13 protein-coding genes are annotated in these 15,564 nt (G+C 67.9%); 4 read left to right on the top strand and 9 right to left on the bottom strand.

The genetic code is table 11. From position 1 onward, the window contains the following. Positions 1-6 precede the first annotated feature (6 nt). Positions 7-1,236, top strand: a complete 1,230-nt coding sequence (locus E0H73_RS03760) for a sensor histidine kinase (protein WP_131351223.1) — start codon at positions 7-9, stop codon at positions 1,234-1,236. After that, on the top strand, positions 1,229-1,861 hold the full coding sequence (locus E0H73_RS03755) for a response regulator (protein ID WP_131351220.1): 633 nt from the start codon (positions 1,229-1,231) through the stop codon (positions 1,859-1,861). Before E0H73_RS03760 ends, E0H73_RS03755 begins: the two co-directional genes overlap by 8 nt. A gap of 2 nt (positions 1,862-1,863) precedes the next feature. Here E0H73_RS03755 and E0H73_RS03750 read toward each other — a convergent pair whose 3' ends face one another. Genes E0H73_RS03750 through E0H73_RS03730 form a run of 5 tightly spaced genes read right to left on the bottom strand, consistent with a single transcriptional unit; the run spans position 1,864 to position 8,529 of the window. After that, a complete protein-coding gene (locus tag E0H73_RS03750; RefSeq protein WP_131351218.1) occupies positions 1,864-2,757 on the bottom strand; it encodes a hydroxymethylglutaryl-CoA lyase in 894 nt (297 codons plus the stop codon). 11 nt (positions 2,758-2,768) lie between these two features. Continuing rightward, the gene (locus E0H73_RS03745) at positions 2,769-3,380 is read right to left on the bottom strand and encodes an isochorismatase family protein (protein WP_131351215.1); all 612 of its coding nucleotides are present in this window, start codon (positions 3,378-3,380) and stop codon (positions 2,769-2,771) included. Then, positions 3,377-5,248 carry a hydantoinase B/oxoprolinase family protein gene (locus E0H73_RS03740; RefSeq protein ID WP_131351212.1) on the bottom strand — a complete coding sequence of 624 codons (1,872 nt, stop codon included), beginning with the start codon at positions 5,246-5,248 and terminating at the stop codon, positions 3,377-3,379. The genes E0H73_RS03745 and E0H73_RS03740 overlap by 4 nt, the downstream gene beginning before the upstream one ends. Position 5,249: 1 nt before the next feature. Continuing rightward, positions 5,250-7,319 carry a hydantoinase/oxoprolinase family protein gene (locus E0H73_RS03735; RefSeq protein WP_131351209.1) on the bottom strand — a complete coding sequence of 690 codons (2,070 nt, stop codon included), beginning with the start codon at positions 7,317-7,319 and terminating at the stop codon, positions 5,250-5,252. A 10-nt stretch (positions 7,320-7,329) separates the two neighbouring features. Then, a complete protein-coding gene (locus E0H73_RS03730) occupies positions 7,330-8,529 on the bottom strand; it encodes a CaiB/BaiF CoA transferase family protein (RefSeq protein ID WP_131351206.1) in 1,200 nt (399 codons plus the stop codon). 118 nt (positions 8,530-8,647) lie between these two features. Here E0H73_RS03730 and E0H73_RS03725 point away from each other — a divergent pair, with 118 nt between their 5' ends. Next, positions 8,648-9,325 (top strand): GntR family transcriptional regulator, encoded by a 678-nt coding sequence (locus tag E0H73_RS03725; protein WP_165555477.1) that lies wholly within the window; start codon positions 8,648-8,650, stop codon positions 9,323-9,325. On the opposite strand, the gene E0H73_RS03720 is transcribed toward E0H73_RS03725, so the two are convergent. Genes E0H73_RS03720 through E0H73_RS03705 form a run of 4 tightly spaced genes read right to left on the bottom strand, consistent with a single transcriptional unit; the run spans position 9,309 to position 13,736 of the window. Further along, on the bottom strand, positions 9,309-10,190 hold the full coding sequence (locus tag E0H73_RS03720) for a carbohydrate ABC transporter permease (protein WP_131351200.1): 882 nt from the start codon (positions 10,188-10,190) through the stop codon (positions 9,309-9,311). The two genes, E0H73_RS03725 and E0H73_RS03720, sit on opposite strands and share 17 nt — an antisense overlap. Further along, positions 10,187-11,233, bottom strand: coding sequence for a carbohydrate ABC transporter permease (locus E0H73_RS03715; protein WP_131351197.1), 1,047 nt, complete (start codon positions 11,231-11,233; stop codon positions 10,187-10,189). Before E0H73_RS03715 ends, E0H73_RS03720 begins: the two co-directional genes overlap by 4 nt. Positions 11,234-11,241: 8 nt before the next feature. Continuing rightward, positions 11,242-12,501 carry an extracellular solute-binding protein gene (locus tag E0H73_RS03710; RefSeq protein WP_131351194.1) on the bottom strand — a complete coding sequence of 420 codons (1,260 nt, stop codon included), beginning with the start codon at positions 12,499-12,501 and terminating at the stop codon, positions 11,242-11,244. Next, the gene (locus E0H73_RS03705) at positions 12,498-13,736 is read right to left on the bottom strand and encodes a hypothetical protein (RefSeq protein WP_131351191.1); all 1,239 of its coding nucleotides are present in this window, start codon (positions 13,734-13,736) and stop codon (positions 12,498-12,500) included. Before E0H73_RS03705 ends, E0H73_RS03710 begins: the two co-directional genes overlap by 4 nt. A gap of 102 nt (positions 13,737-13,838) precedes the next feature. Between E0H73_RS03705 and E0H73_RS03700 the strand changes: the two genes are divergently transcribed. Then, the gene (locus tag E0H73_RS03700; protein ID WP_131351188.1) at positions 13,839-15,557 is read left to right on the top strand and encodes a glycoside hydrolase family 36 protein; all 1,719 of its coding nucleotides are present in this window, start codon (positions 13,839-13,841) and stop codon (positions 15,555-15,557) included. Positions 15,558-15,564 lie beyond the last annotated feature (7 nt).

Genomic DNA, 15,564 nt, shown 5'->3' with positions numbered 1-15,564 from the left:
GACAGGGTGACGACAGCGGAAGCGGACATCGATCGGCGGCAAGAGGTGTTCCGGCGGTGGCAGCCGCTCGGTCTGCTCGTCCTCGGCACCCTCCTGTCGGCCGCCACGGTCAAGCTGATCATGCCGACCGCGGCTCGACAGCTCACGGCCGCGGCCCTCGTCGTCGCGGCCGTGCTGCTCCAGCTCTGGTGGGGCGACCGGACCCGCCGCGGTCCGGGCCGGCTGTCGGTCGTGTACTACGCCATCCGGTACGTGATCGGCTTCGCGCTCACCCTGACGAACCCGTTCTTCGCCTTCTACGCCGTGGCGGGGTACTTCGACGCCGAGGAACTGATCCCTGGACGACAGTGGAGACGAGTCGCGCTGTTCGCCTGCTCGATCCCGGTGGCGGGGGCGCAGACCAGTGGGATCCCGGTCGACGGCGGGATGAAATGGGTCGTCTTCGCCGTCCTCCTGGCAGGCAACAACGTGATGCTGACGCTCGTCACCCACTTCAGTGAACAGGAAGAACAACGGTCTCGGGGCCGGGCTGCCACCATCGTCGAGCTCCAGCAGGCCCGCGACGAGAACGCCGCGCTGCAGGCTCAACTCCTCGTCCAGGCACGGGAAGCGGGCATCGCCGACGAACGCAGGCGGCTGGCCGCCGAGATCCACGACACGATCGCCCAGGGTCTGACCGGCATCATCGCCCAGCTCCAGGCGGTCGCGACCACAGCCGACCACGAGGCCGCTCGGGAGCACGTGGACCGCGCGACCGAGCTGGCCCGGCACAGCCTGGGCGAGGCGCGGCGCTCGGTCCACAACCTCGCGCCCACGGGTCTGTCGTACGACGGACTTCCCGAAGCGCTGCGCAAGACGGTCGACCAGTGGGCGGCCCGGACCGGCGTACGGACAGAGTTCACGCTCACGGGTACGGCGGAGCACCTGCACGGAGAGGTCTCGGCCACCCTCCTGCGCATCACTCAGGAGGCCTTGGCGAACGTGTCCAAGCACGCCGCCGCGACCCGGGTCGGGGTCACCCTCAGCTTCATGGACGACGAGGTCACGTTGGACATCCGCGACGACGGCAAGGGGTTCGAACCGATGGCATTGCCCGCCCGCAGCAGTACTGGCGGCTTCGGCCTCGAGGGCATGCGCGCCCGGGCCGAGCGGATCGCCGGCTCGCTCACCGTCGAGGCCGAGCCAGGCTCCGGTACGGCGGTGTCGGCTCGCGTACCGTTGGTGCTCCATGAGTGAGATCTCGCTGCTTCTCGTCGACGACCATCCGGTCGTCCGCAACGGCCTGCGCGGCATGTTCGAGTCCGTGCCCGGCTTCACTGTTCTCGCGGAGGCGTCCAACGGTGTGGAGGCGATCGAGCTGGCCGCCGATCTCGACCCTGACGTGATCCTGATGGATCTGCGGATGCCGGGAGGTGGCGGGCTCGACGCCATCAAGGAACTGAGCCGCCGCGGTGCCCGCGCGAAGGTCTTGGTCCTCACCACCTGGGACACCGATACCGACACCGTGCCCGCGATCGAGGCCGGTGCCACGGGCTACCTGCTCAAGGACGCCCCACGGGACGAGTTGTTCACGGCAGTGCGCGAAGCGGCCGCCGGCCGGACGGTCCTGTCCCCTGCCGTCGCCTCCCGCCTGGTCTCCGCGGTCCGCACGCCGGCGCCGAGTCCGCTGGCTCCCCGGGAACGCCAGGTCCTCGCACTCGTTGCCATGGGCACCTCGAACCGCGAGATCGCCCGCGAACTGTTCATCAGCGAGGCCACGGTGAAGACGCATCTCAGCCACCTGTTCACCAAGCTCGGCGTGAACGACCGCGCCGCGGCGGTGGCCAAGGGGTACGAGCAGGGCATCCTGGGCCGGGATTGAACTCAGGGGAAGGAGCCGGCACGCAGCAGCGCGCTGGGCAGGGTCTTGCCGAGTTGCTTCTCCAGCCACCCGGCCGAGGCGATGGTCTCGGCGAGGTCGACCGTCGTACTCCAGCCCATCCGTCGCAGCAGATAGATCAAGTCCTCGGTCGCCAGGTTGCCGGTGGCTGCCGGCGCGAACGGGCAGCCACCGGCGCCGCCGATGCTGGCATCCAGCGTGGTGATACCGGCGGCGAGTGCGGCCACCGCGTTTGCTGCGGCGGTGTTGCGCGTGTCGTGTAGGTGGAGTCTCAGCGGGAGGTCCGGTCCGGCCAACGATCGGGCCAGCGCCGCGCGCTCGGCGATGTCCGTCGGTACCGCGACTCCGATCGTGTCGGCCAGGGCGAGCTCGTCGGGGCCTGCGGCAACGACCTGCCGGAGTACCTCGCTGAGTCGGTCGAGTGGGACCTCGCCTTCGAACGGGCAGCCGAAGGACGCGCCGATCGTGATGGTGGCGAAGATGCCCGACGCCTTCGCCTCGGCGACCAGCGTCGCGGCGGTGGCGCAGGCCTCTGCGGTCGTCATCCCCTGGTTGCGTTGACAGAAGGTGTCGGTGGCAACGACCACCACGTCGATCTCGTCGACTCCGCCGGCCAGCGCTCGATCGAGACCACGTTGGTTCATGACCAGTCCGGCGTACCGGACGCCGTCGTACCTCGGGAGGGCGGCCATGAGCTCGTCTGCGTCGGCGAGCTGTGGAACGCGTTGCGGGTTGACGAAGCTGGTCACTTCGATCCGGCGGGTGCCTGCGCGGACGGCACGTTCGATCAGCTCGACCTTGGCCTCGGTGGTGAGGACGGCGGACTCGTTCTGCAGGCCGTCGCGGGGTGCCATCTCGACGATCTGCACGGAGTTCATCGGTCCTCCGTTCATCGGTTCTCCGCGAGGTAGCCGAGGGCAACGGATTCGGTGATCACCTCGGCGTACTTGGCCTGCAGATCGAACAGGTTCGCCTCGTGTGGTCCGGGACCGCGATCACCGACCGCGTCGCGGACGACGAGCGGGACGAAGCCGTACTGGATCGCGTCGACGGCGCTGGCACGGATGCAGCCGCTGGTGCTGACGCCGGCGATAACGAGCGTGTCGATGCCTTGGGCATGCAACGTGGATGCGAGGGTCGTGCCGAAAAAGGCACTGGCGTACTGCTTGACCAGGACGAGCTCGTCCTCGGCCGGCGCGACCTGCGGCATCAGCTCGCCCATCACGCCGCCGCCGTCGAAGAGCTGCGTCAACGCCGGCACCTTCCGGACGAACATCCCTCCGTCCACACCACCCGGGCCGTAGGCGACCCGGGTGTGGATGATCGGTACGCCGTGCTCGCGCGCCACACCGAGCAACCGGGCGGCCGAGTCCAGGCAGTCCTTCGACGGCAGACACAGCGGACTCGCCGGATCGAAGTACGCCCGCATCAGATCCACCACCAGCAAAGCCGGCCGACTCCCCGGCTCGAGCCGCCCATCAAACCCAGTCTCGGAACTCATCGCGCTACCGGTGGGCGGGGTGCCGGGAGGCCGGTTTCCGCCAGGGCGTTGGCGAGGATGGTTTCGATGGGCGGGCCGCTGTCGAATGTCGGCAACGGATCGGGGCGACCCGTCCGAAGCTCCGTGCGCAGTTGGTCCGTCGCCGAGACGTCGACCGCACCTTCTTCATCGCACACCACGCCGTACCGACGCGCACCGTCAACGGTGATGAGACCGCGAAGAACCTCCAAGCCAACGAGCTCGGCGTCGCGGGCGAGCGGGTCACCCCACCCACCACCGCCCCACGTGACGAAGTGCAGGAGGTCTCCGATCCCGACCGGTACGTCGTGCACCTTGCTGCCGAGCATCTCCGTCGTACCGTCGGCACGCTCGATCCACTTGCGACTCCGCGCGCCCGGCTCGCCGCCGTTCACACCCCACGGGTACGTCAGCCACCGGTCGTCGTGGATCGCGATCGTCCCCGCCTCGAGGAAGCGGTACGCCACGTCGACCCCGTTGCCGCCGCGATGCAATCCCGCTCCCCCGGTGTCCGCAACGGTCTCCCATCGCTCGATCCGCAATGGGTAATAGGACTCCAGGTACTCGCACGGGATGTTCACGAACGACGGCCAGAGCGAGTGACCGTCCGGCCCGTCACCGACCGGCCGACCTGGGATCCCACCGAACCCGATCGAGTACAGCTGGAACCACTCGCCCTTCCGCTCGCCCGGCCCGTAGTTGCCGGAGTACATGAAGTGCGGCGACGACGAGAAGCCCGCGGCGTTGAGCAGACTCGGGTTGGTCTGTCCGAGCAGCCCACCGAACAGGTCGAAGACGCGCCCGATCCCGTGGTTGCGCGCGTTGAGCGCGGCCGGGAACTTCGGCTTCCAGAACGACTCGTCCGGGATCTTTACGTCGACCAGCGGATAGAAGCCGTCGTTCCAGAGAATCTGTGGATCGGCCACCGTGATCATGTAGATGCCGAAGAACATCCGGACCAGGTTCTCGTTCAGGTAGTAGTTGATCGGCCCCTGCGCCTGCGGGCTGCTGCCGCTGAAGTCGAGCAGCACTTTCTCGCCGGTCCGGGTCAGGCTGAGCTTCAGCTCGTACGGCCCGTACCCGAGCCCGTCGTCGCAGATGTAGTCGGTGAACGAGATCGTCTCGCCGTCTTTGAAGACCATCTCGAGCAGCGTCTTCATCGCCCGGAAGTTGCGGTCCAGCAACTTCTCGAGCGCCGAGTTGTAGGTGTCGACGCCGAACCGCGCACACATTTCCTGCACCCGGCGGGAGGCGGTCCGGCAGGCGGCGACGATGCCGTGCAGATCGGCCCGGTTCCAGTCGGGCTTGCGGACCTGGTTGAGGATGATCCGGAGCGCGTCCTCGTCGAGCACGCCCTTCTTGTAGAGCTTGAACGGCGGGATCACCACGCCTTCCTCGTAGATCGTCCGTGCGTCGGTCGGCATCGACGCCGGCGACTTCCCGCCGACGTCGGACATGTGACCGAACATTGCCGACCAGCCGACAATCCGGCCGTCGACATAGATCGGCATCACCACCAGCCAGTCGTTCGCGTGACTGATCGCCGCGCCGCACGAGTACGGATCGGAGGTGAGCAGTACGTCGCCCTCCTCGATGTCGCCGGCGAAGTTGTCCAGGAAGTCCGGGATCGACAGGCCGAACTGGCCGACCATCATCTTGCCGTCCGGGTTGGCGATCAGCGGGAACTCGTCGTGCTGCTCGCGGATGCCCGGCGACAGCGCGGTCCGGAACAGCACCTCGTCCATCTCGTACCGGGCGTTGCGCAACGCGTTCTCGATCAGGTCGAGGGTGACCACGTCGACGTCGACGCGGGTCAGGGGCTCGGTCGCGGTCTCGATCAGGCGGGCCATGTCAGCGCTCCTCGTGGGCTGGCCGGATGAGCAAGCTGCCGCTGGGATGCACGGTCGCCGCGTGCCCGGGCAGGATCAGGGTGGTGGAGTCCATCTCGGTCACGATCGCCGGGCCGGGTACGACGTTCCCGGCCCGCAGCAACGCGCGGTCGTAGATCGCGGCGCTGACCTCGGCACCCTCGACCCAGATCTGGGCGTGCGTTCGAAGGGCCGGCGTGGGATCCGAGTCGCCGGCAGCCAACTCGGACGCGGCGACCTCGGGCTTGGGTCCGTGCGCGGTTGCCCGGGCGGTGACGAGTTCCTGTTCGGTGTCCAGAACGAACGAGAACAGCCGCTGGTGCTCGGCGTCGAATGCCTGCCGCAGCGCGTCGAGTCCGCCGCCGTCACCATCGAAACTCGCGAGGTCGACGGGGACCGGGATCTCGAAGCCCTGACCGTGGTACCTGAGGTCGACGGAGTACACGACCTCCTGCTCGTCCTCGGGCACGGCTTGGTCGGTGAGAGTCGCGCGGGCCTTGGCCGCGAGGTCCGTCAGCAGGTCGCGCAGGCTGTGGTCGGTCAGTTCGCCGAAACGCCGTACCAGCGTGCGGACGGCCTCGTCGCGCAGGTTCGTGGTGGCATCGCCGTACGCGCAGAGCACGCCGGGCGACGGCGGGATGATCACCGGCCACGCACCGGTGAGCTTGCCGAGGGCGTTGGCGTGCAGAGGTCCGGCGCCACCGAACGCGACCAGGGCGAAGTCGCGCGGATCGAAGCCCTGCTGGATCGACACCAGCCGGAGCGCACCGAACATGTTCTCGTTGACAATGTCCACAATCCCGGCCGCAGCGGCCTCCACCGACGCCAGGCCGGTGGCATCCGCGATCGGCTTCACCGCGGCCCGGGCCGCCTCGCGATCGAGGGTGATCTCACCACCGGCCAGATCGGCCGGAAGGTAGCCGAGGACAACGTTCGCGTCGGTGACGGTCGGCTGAGTGCCACCAGCCGCGTACGCCGCTGGGCCTGGCGCGGCACCCGCAGACTGCGGGCCGACCCGAAGGGCCTGAGTGAGCGGCGGAACATGGGCGATCGAACCGCCACCGGCGCCGACCGTCCGGACATCGACCGAGGTTGCCCGGACCTTCAGGTCACCCACCGTCGTCTCCCGGCCGACCCGAGGCGTCAGGCTTTGGACCAGCGCGACATCGGTCGACGTACCGCCCATGTCGAAGGTCAGGAAGTCCGGATAGCCGGCCTGTTCGGCCACCCAGGTCGCGCCGGTGACTCCACCGGCCGGGCCGGACAGCAGGAGGTTCACCGGGTTGTCGGCGGCAACCTTCGCGGACACGAGACCGCCGTCGCTGCGGAGGATGCACAGCCGACCCTCGACCCCCGATTCGCGCAGTTGCGACTCGAGGTTGGCGACGTACCGCGCGACCTGTGGCTGGACCGCGGCGTTCGCGACTGTCGTGATGGTGCGCTCGTACTCACGCAGTTCGGGCAGCACCGCTGACGACCGTGACACGGAGATATCAGGCAGGATCTCGGCGGCGAGGGCCGCGACCCGCTGCTCGTGGTCGGGGTTGGCGTAGGAGTTGATCAGGCTGATGCTCAACGCCTCGACGCCGCGATCCTTGAGCCGACGGAGCTTGGCGCGTACGTCGTCCTCGTCCAGCTCGGTGACCACACTGCCGTCCGAGCCGATCCGGCCACGGACCTCGACCGTGTCCTCCAGCGCGGCGAGCGGCTCGGGCTTCGGCCAGATGATCCAGCCGGCCAGACCGCCGGGGACGAATGATCGGGCGATCTGCAGAACCTGCCGGAATCCCTCAGTGGTCACGAGGCCGACTCGGGCGCCCTTGCCCTCCAGGATCGCGTTGGTGGCGACCGTCGTCCCGTGGAACACCTCCCCGATCGAGGATGGTCCGACGCCGGCCGCCGTACAGGCACGCTCGATCCCGCGCAGTACGCCGATCGACTGGTCCTCGGGAGTCGACGCGGTCTTGGCCCGGAAGGTCCGGCCGGTGTCCTCGTCGATCAGCAGGATGTCGGTGAACGTCCCACCGACGTCCACGCCGAGCCGATACGTCATGGGTTCCTCCTCAGATCACACCGGCCGCGCGCAGCGAGTCGAGCTCGCCGTCGCCGAGGCCCAGCAGGTCGCGGTAGATCAGGTCGTTGTGCTCGCCGAGCGCCGGGCCGACATGCCGGACCCGTCCCGGGGTGTTGGACAGCTTGGGGACCACGTTGTGCATGGCGAACTCGCCCAGCTCCGGGTGCAGCAGCCGGACGATCGCCTCCCGGGCCTTGAAGTGCGGGTCGGTCAGCATGTCCTTCGCGCGATAGATCCGGCCGGCCGGGACACCATGCTGGTTCAGCCGGTCCAGCAGTTCGTCCGCCTTGACGGTGCCGCTCCAGGCGGCGATCAGGTCGTCCAGCTCGACCATCGAGCTGCCCCGCGCACCGTGGGTCGCGTACCGCTCGTCGTCGGCCAGCTCGGGCCGTCCCATCGCCTCCGCGAGCCGCCGGAACACGGTGTCCTGGTTCGCCGCGATCAGGATCATCTCGCCGTCGGCGGTCGGATACACGTTGCTCGGGGCAACGTTAGGCAGGGTGGTACCGGTCCGTTCCCGCTGGTACCCGGCCACCTGGTACTCCGGCACCAGCGACTCCATCATCGCCAGCACCGCCTCGTAGATCGCGGAGTCGACCAGCTGCCCGCGGCCGGTCCGGCTGCGCTGATGCAACGCGACCAGAGTGCCGAGACACGCGAAGGTCGCGGCGAGCGAGTCGCCCAGCGAGATCCCAGCTCGCGATGGCGCGCGATCCGGGTCGCCGGTGACGTATCGGATCCCGCCCATCGCCTCACCGATCGAGCCGTAGCCCGCGCGTTCGGCGTACGGGCCGGTCTGGCCGAAGCCACTGACCCGGGTGACGATCAGGCCGGGGTTCAGCTCCCACAGCTGCTCCGGCCCGAGCCCCCAGCGCTCGAGCGTGCCCGGCCGGAAGTTCTCGATCAGTACGTCGGAAGTGGCGATCAGCCGGCGGACGAGATCCTGGCCGTCCTCGCTCCGGAGGTCCGCGGTGACCGACAGCTTGTTCCGGGCGACCACCGGCCACCACAGCGACTTGCCGTACGGGCGTTCGCGGCCCCACTGCCGCATCGGATCACCACGGCCCGGGTCCTCCACCTTGATCACCTCGGCGCCGAAATCGCCGAGCAGCTGACCGCAGAAGGGACCGGCCAGCAACTGGCCCAGCTCGACCACGCGGACGTCGTCCAGCGGCAGGGGTGTACTCATGCACCATCCTCAGATTGCATGCAATTTGTCGCCTTCGATGGCGGAGAAGCTACGCCGGGCCGTGGAGCCTGTCAACGGATTGCATGCAATCTGGAGTGGTTGTACGGTGACTCCCACCATGGACGAGAGCACCACACCGATCCGCGCGGCCGACAACGGGCACGCCGCGGACGAGGCCTACCGGCTGATCCGGGAGCAGATCCTGACCGGACGGCGCGACGGCGGCGAATGGCTGCGCGAAGGCGAGCTGGCCGACGCGTTCGGGGTGAGCCGCACCCCCATCCGGGAGGCGCTGCGCCGGCTCACCGCCGAGGGCCTGGTCCGGTACGAACGGAATCGCGGCGTACAGGTCCAGGTCTGGAGCGTGCGCGACCTGGACGAGATCTTCAGTCTCCGATCGGTCCTCGAGCCTTGGGGCTGCCGGCTCGCGGCGACGTCAGGGCGCGCCGATCTCACCATGCTGGCCGAGCTGGCCGATGCGATGGACCGGGTCGCTCCCGACGGACACCCCACCGACGTCGATCGGCTCACCGAGCTCAACAACCGCTTCCACCGCGCGATCCTGGAGGCGGCCGACAACACCCGCCTCACCGCAGTGATCTCCTCGATCGTTCAGGTCCCACTCGTCTGGCGGACGTTCACGCGCTACTCCCCCGAGGCGCTCCGGCGCAGCCTCGCCCACCACCACGAGCTGGTCGCCGCGCTCACCGCGGCCGATCCCGACTGGGCCGAGTCCGTCATGCGCGGCCACGTCCGAGCAGCCTGGAACACCCTGACGGCTACCGACCACCGGTGAACGTAATGCCGTTCGTGATGTGCTTCTGGGCGACGAAGAACAGCACCAGGCAAGGCAGTGTGATCAGGACCGACGTTGCCATCAGCAACGGGGTGTCGGTGCCGTTGACGGACTGGAAGCCGGCCAGCGCGAGCGGCAGCGTCTTCCACTTGTCGGAGTTGATGTAGATGGCCGGGCCGAGGAAGTTGTTCCAGTAGCCCATGAACAACAGGATCGAGACCGCCACCACGGCCGGTCGTGCGAGCGGCAGATAGACCAGCCAGAACGTCTTGAACCAACCGCATCCGTCCACCACCGCGGCGTCGGCGAGCTCGGACGGCATCCGGGCGAAGAACTGCCGGAACAAGAAGATGTAGAACGGCGACCCGAAGAACGCCGGCAGGATCAGCGGATAGAGCGTGTCGATCATGCCGAGGTTGTTGAAGAGCATGAACTGCGGCACCATCGTCACCTCCCCCGGCAGCAGCATGGTCGCCAGTACGACGGCGAACACGACGCCCGAGAACCGCACCCGCAACCGCGCGAACGCGAATCCCGCCAGCGAACACGAGAACACCGTGCCGATGATCGGGATCAGCGTGGTCAGCACCGAGTTCAGCGCGTATCGCCAGAACGGGAACGACGTGATCGCGCGGGCGTAGTTGTCCCACAGGAACTCATGCGGCCACACACTCGCACCGGAACTCCCCACCCCGGCCAGCGATCGCAGCGACGTCGCGAGCATCCACAGGAACGGGTAGACGAACACCAGTGACCCGAGGGCCAGAACGACGTACAGGACGACGGTGAGCGAGATGTTGCGCCGCCAGAACGGGCGGTCGGTGCGGAACGCCACCGCCGGCCGTGACTCCGCCAGGACTGTCATCGCCTTCTCCTCTTCCGGCCCCCGGACGACTCCGACTCGTAGTACACGGCGAACGCACTCCCCCGCGCCGTCACCGCGGTCAGCGCGAGGATGATGACGAACAGGATCCACGCGAGTGCGGATGCGTAGCCCATCCGGAAGTTCTGGAACGCGTTGTCGTACAGGTAGTAGACGAAGAACAGCAGTGAGTCCTTCGGGCCGCCGTTCGCGATAAAGCCCTGGGTGAAGATCTGCAGGGCGCCGATGATCCCGGTCAGCGCGTTGAACAGGATGATCGGCGACATCTGCGGCAGCGTCACGTGCCAGAACAGCCGCACCGGCCCGGCGCCGTCGAGCGCCGCCGCCTCATACAGGTTCGACGGCACATCCTTCAGCCCGGCCAGGTAGATCACCATCGCGCCGCCGACCGTCCACAGACTCATCAGGATCACCGTCGGCAGCGCCCAGGACGCATCGTTGAACCAGCCCGGCCCGGTGATCCCGAACTTCCCCAGTACGTCGTTCGCCAGGCCGTACTGCGGGTTGAACACCCAGAGGAACAGCACCATCTGCGCCACCCCGGACACCAGACTGGGCAGGTACCAGACAGTCCGGAAGAACCGCATCCCGGGCAGCTCGGCGTTCAGCAGCATCGCCACCAGGAACGCCAGCGCGGTTTGCAGCGGAACACTGATCAATCCGTAGAGCAACGTCACCTTCAGCGCCTGCCCGACTCGCGGATCCTGGAACGCCTCGCTGTAGTTGGCCAGGCCAACAAACTTCGGCGGCGTGATCAGGTCCCAGGAGGTCAGGCTGACGTAGATCGAGGACGCCATCGGGCCGACCGTGAAGATGGCGAAGCCGATCAGCCACGGCGAGACGAACAGCCAGAACGCGATCGTCTTGTCGGCCCGCGGCCACTTCCGCTTCGCCCCGTACGCCGCCAGCCCGATGACGGCGTACAGGACGATCAGCAGGAGCAGGAACGGGACCAGCGGCACGAGTACGGCGGGCACGCCCAGGGACGCCGCGAGTTCGCGGATCCAGCCGATGGTCGGGTTCATGGACTACCTCACTGCTGCTTCAGCGCGTCGGTGCACTTGGCGGCCAACTGCGGCAGCACCTTGGCGACGTCGTCCTTGCCGCTGCCGAGCGGGGTGTAGCTCGTCATCCCCTTCTCCGCGTCGCCGGAGATCTGCGCCTCGCGGGCGACCGAGACCCCGACCAGACCGTTCTTCAGTGCGGTGGTGAACGCGGCCAGGTTGCGGTCGGCCGGCATTACCTTCTCCAGCGTCGGCGTCGAGGCGGCGATGATCGGTACGCCGAGGGCCGTGTTGCCCTGGATCAGCTGGTCCTGAGCGACCTGCTGGGTACTGGCGAACTCGACGAACTTCTTCGCGGTCTCGAGCTGCTTGCCGGACGCCGACTTGCTGATCGCCAGCCCGTCGACCTCCATCGGGAATCCCTTGCCGGGCACCGGGACCAGCGTCCAGCCGGGCTTGCTGATCTTGGCGAAGTCCGCGACCGTCCACGGCCCGAAGTCGCTGAAGGTGGCCAGCCGGCCGGCCGCGAACCACTGCGCCTGGTCCTGCCCCTGGATGTCCAGCGACGTCGGCGCGTAACGCTCCTTCTGCATGTCGACGACATACTGCGCGGTCTTCACGCCGGTCTCGTCACCGAAGGTGCACTGGGTCGCGTCGGCGTTGTAGTACCCACCGCCGGCCGCGCTCAGCCAGCCGCGGTACCAGAGGTTGCTGGACCCGAAGACGCGAGCCTTGCCGTCACCGTGCGACAGCTTCGCGGCGATCGTCTTGAACTCGTCCAGCGTCAACGGGGTCGTTGTGCTGGGCAACGGTACGCCGGCGGCCTTGAACGCGTCGACGTTGATCGCCATCACCTTGGGCTTGGCTGCGAGCGGCATCGCGTAGTACTTGCCCTGGAACTGCATCGCCGAGGAGATGTTCGGCTGCACGTACTTGCCCGGGTCGACCTGCTGCTCGGCGAAGCTGGGCGCGAACCCGGCCAGACTGGTGTTGCTGATCTCCATCACGGTCGACTGGGTGCCGCCCGCGATCGACGTCTGGATCTTCTGTTCGTAGTCGGACTGGATCCAGTTCGTGGTCACCTTCGTGCCCTGGTTGGCCTGCTCGAACTTGGCCGCGATCGCCTTCAGCGACGCGGCCTCGGAGTTCGTGCCCCAGAACGAGAAGGTGATGTCGGCGGATCCGCCGTCGTCCTTGGAGTTGTTGGCGGCGGGCTGGCTGCCGGTGGCACACCCTGCGGCCAGTGCGAGGGCGGCTGCGGCGGGCAGCAAACGATACGGAAACTTCATGAGGGGTCCTTCGTCGGTGTGCTGACCCGGGCGGTCCGACCGGGCTCGATCGTGCGGGGACCGGTGCGGCCGACCGTCACCGTGAGCGGCCCCGGTCCGCTGTGCACGGTGACTTCGGTCGTACGCCGGCCTTCTTGGTGAATGCGGAGGTCCCAGTCGCCGACCCGGACGTGATCGGCGGTCAGCCAGTCGATCTCGGTCGGCAGGTGGGACTCGATCGTGAGGGTCGCGTTCGGCGCGTCCGGGCGCAGCCCGAGCAGTCCGGCGACCAGGTGTTCGACGACGGTGAAGGAGATCTCCGGGTAGTCGTCCCGGCTGTCGATCAGGTGCTTCGTCCAGCGCCAGGCGGACTCGCCGCGACCGTTCCGGAACAGCAGCTCAGGCAGGTAGCTGAACGACTCGATGTTCAGCGGAGGGTGGGTCTCGAGCTGGGCTTCGACATAGTCCAGGAGCCGCTCATTGCGTTCCCCGGTCGCGCTCAGCCCGAACAGCGGGACCAGATCGTGCGACTCCAGCCCCCAGCCGTAGTCGAACCCGTCCTTGGTCCGCCCACGCGCAAACTGTTCCCCGTTCCACCAGTCGTCCAGGAACGTCGCCTGAATCCGGTCGGCCTCGGCGTGGTGGCCGAGTTTGCGGAGTACGGCGTACTGGATGGCCAGACCGTCGCCCGCGACGATGAGCGGCGCCTCCCGCTCGTTGTACGTGGCGGTACCGAGGAAGATGTCGCCGGTCCCGCCCGCCTCCGGGATGCCGTCGCCGTCGCTGTCGTGTGCCTCGACGAATTCGCCGATGCTGTGCCGGTAGTACGCAGCCAGGTCGGGATCGTCGAGCCATCGACGGTCGCCAGTCCAGTCGTACTGTTCCAGCGCCCGGTAGGTCAGGTCGAACACCGCGGGGATCTCCCGGACGAAGTGCTCGTCGTGGTGGTAGTCGAGGGCGGCGATCCGTCCGTCGAAGTGGAACGCCCAGATCGGGAACCATTTCCGGGCCGGTGTCGCCGAGGCGGCGAAGTGGCGGAACATCGCGAAGTTCTCCGCGTCCAGGCCGAGCAGGTGTGCGCCGGCCGCCTGGTGACAGACGTCGCGCGAATAGAACATCGGCCGGGACGGATAACCGGCCCAGTACGACGGCAGATTGCCCGGCGCGGCGTCGGTCTGGACCCAGTCCATGGCCCGCTTCCGGGCCCAGGCGAAGGCGTCCTCGACGTAGCTGTTGCCGGAGGTCAGAGCCAGCACGGCCACTCCTCGGAACATCGGATATTAGCGCTAAAACTAGAGAGGTAGACCAATTCCGTCAATACCTTCTGGGGTCTGGGTTTTACCGCTATAGTCCAGGACGTGACGACATTCGAGATCCGCTCCCCCGTCGGCGTGTGCCGGACCGGCACAGCGAGCGGCGCGGCGTCGATGACCGAGCTGCCGACGACTGAGCCGGGCGTACTGCGGTACGAGGTGGTGGCCGGCAGCGCAGTCACCCTGCGCTTCACGTGGCCGGCCGAGTCAGCAGTGTCACTGTGGCGCGCCATGCAATCGTCCCGGCGAGAGTTGCCGACCGATTGGGGCTCGCGGCGTGAGATCCGGTCGGTCCGCTCCGCGCCGGTCGGGACCCTGGTCGACGCGCAGGACCGGAACCTGCTGACCGTCTCGTTGTCGTCGCACGTCCGCGGCTGCGACTTCGCCATCGGCGTCCACGAGGAGACCGCCGAGCAACTGGTCGAGTTGATTGTCGACGACGTCGAAGGCCAGAGCTTCATCCTGCGGCTCGACGTCCGCGACCTGCACTTCGCCGAGGCGCTCGAGGGTGTCACCGCCGACTGGACCGCCGAACTCGGCGACCGGATCGTGCCGGTGCCCGAGCTGGCCCGGCAGCCGATGTACTCGACCTGGTACAGCGACCACCAGCATGTCTCCGCCGAGTCGGTCGAGCGTCACGCTCGCGACGGGGCGGCGCACGGCTGTGCGGCGGTGATCGTCGACGACGGCTGGCAGACGCACGACACCGCTCGCGGCTATGCGTACTGCGGTGACTGGGAGCCGACCAGCCGGACCTTCCCCGACATGTCCGAGCATGTACGGCGGGTGCACGATCTCGGACTGCATTACGTGCTCTGGCTCGCGCCGCCGCTGATCGGTGTGCAATCCAAGGCCTGGGACCGGTTGAAGGACCGCACTCTTGGATTCGCCGACGGTGAGGTCACAGCGGTGCTGGACCCGCGCTACCCCGAGGTGCGCGATCACCTGGTCGAGTGCTGCATCCGGCCGGTGCGTGACTGGGGAGTCGACGGCCTGAAGCTCGACTTCATCGACTCGTGGGCCTGGGGCAGTCCTCCCCCGGCGCCCGACGGCGACTGCACCTCCGTCGACGAGGGTGTCGAGCTGTTCCTGCAGGCGGTCACCACCGAGCTGAAGCGGCTGCGACCGGACGTGCTGATCGAGTTCCGGCAGGATTACGTGAGCCCACGGCTGTGGCAGTTCGGCACGTTCCTGCGGGCCGGCGACTGCGCAATGGACCCGGTGGAGAACCGCGTTCGCACCATCGACAGCCGGCTGCTGGCCGGGGGTCGAGCGGTTCACTCGGACATGCTGATGTGGCATCCGGATGCGTCGGCCGAGACCGTGGCCCAGCAGTTCATCGGTGCGATGTTCAGTACGCCGCAGGTGTCGATGGAGCTCAATGCGTTGTCCGCCGAGCACGAGCGGGTTGTGCGGTACTGGCTCGGTTTCCTCCGCGACCACACCGACGTACTGCTGGGCGGCGTACTGGTTCCGTCGCGGCCGGACGCGCGGTATCCGCAGGTGCGGGCTGTCGGCTCGACGACCGTGGTGGCTGCTTTCACCAACCCTGTGGTGCCATTGGCCGACTCGGATCGGTCGGTTGTGCTGGTGAACGGTGGCAGTTCGGGGCGCCTCATCGTCGAGGGCGCAGGCCCTGGACCCGTGGACCTCGTAGTGTCGGACTGTTCGGGCACCGAGGTGTATCGCAGTACGACGACACCGCCGGAGCTGTGGGCGATCGACGTACCGGTGGCCGGGGTTGCCCGGATTGTCCGGAACTGAGGGGGAC

The organism is Kribbella pittospori, assembly GCF_004331465.1.
Taxonomy (GTDB): Bacteria; Actinomycetota; Actinomycetes; order Propionibacteriales; family Kribbellaceae; genus Kribbella; species Kribbella pittospori.
This window is presented reverse-complemented; position numbering and strand designations above follow the sequence as displayed.